We start from the raw sequence: 834 nt of genomic DNA, 5'->3' as shown, positions 1-834 counted from the left end.
CATGGTGTGGGCGTTTTGATTAAGCGTTAGAAACTAAATCATGCCAGAAATGGGCGCCCACCCCCACCTTTTCGCTTGCGCTGCCAAGCAATTTTCATCCGTTCCGCTAGTTTTGCAAGAGGCTCACGTGTTAAATAATTAGGAATGTTATATGTTTATAGATTTGAATTTAATTGACGTTCGAATGAAAATTGTTTACGAGCTTTCCGAAAAGATTAAGGCCGACCCTCAATCCGTCGTGGATACGCACGCGCTAACCCTGGATTCTTCGCGGCCTCAGATGGGTTTAAAGGGGGCTTTCGGGTTATATGCCACAGAAGAATGGTGGGATAGTATCTATCAAGCAGAGATGGAAACGCTTTACGTCTCGGGAGTGATTGTTGAGGCATATGTTGCAGGTCAGGAGCATTTAAATTGCAATAACGAAGTTGACTTAATGTTGAGCGACGGAACAGTTCAGCCTGTAGGGATTTATGTCAACAATAAGGCAGACACATCCTTGTTTCAGATTGGGCACAGGGTGGATATTATTTATGCACTTGATGAGTTAAAGGAACAGCCCTCAAAAAACGGTGAACTAAACTATTTGAAAATTGCTTTGGAGATGGCTGTATCTTTAGAGCCTGTCGGATGAGAAAGCAATCAAAAAATATAGCGCAGGGGCACGGGGTCAGAGGCATGCCCTTATACATAAGTCAGTCACCCCTGCCCGTCGCGTAATGCACGTAAGGTCTCCGCCGAGGCGTGCACTTGATCGAGCCCCTTCCAGATCGTCTTGACGCCAGGTTCGCCATCGCTGTTGCGAGCCAGGAATCCACCAATTTTCGCGATCAG

General features: G+C 46.4%; 2 protein-coding genes. One reads left to right on the top strand and one right to left on the bottom strand.

All coding sequences use genetic code 11. From position 1 onward, the window contains the following. Positions 1-151: 151 nt before the first annotated feature. Entirely contained in the window at positions 152-634 is a 483-nt protein-coding gene (locus tag F2P44_RS34405) for an immunity protein RhsI2 family protein (protein WP_167094585.1), read from the top strand. A gap of 65 nt (positions 635-699) precedes the next feature. On the opposite strand, the gene F2P44_RS34400 is transcribed toward F2P44_RS34405, so the two are convergent. Continuing rightward, positions 700-834, bottom strand: a 135-nt coding sequence (locus tag F2P44_RS34400; protein WP_167094583.1) for an IS4 family transposase, incomplete at its 5' end; no start/stop codon positions are given.

This window comes from Massilia frigida, assembly GCF_011682175.1.
In the GTDB taxonomy this organism is placed as follows: domain Bacteria; phylum Pseudomonadota; class Gammaproteobacteria; order Burkholderiales; family Burkholderiaceae_D; genus Telluria_A; species Telluria_A frigida.
Note: the sequence above shows the minus strand (reverse complement) of the source record. Positions and strands in the feature narration are given on the sequence as shown.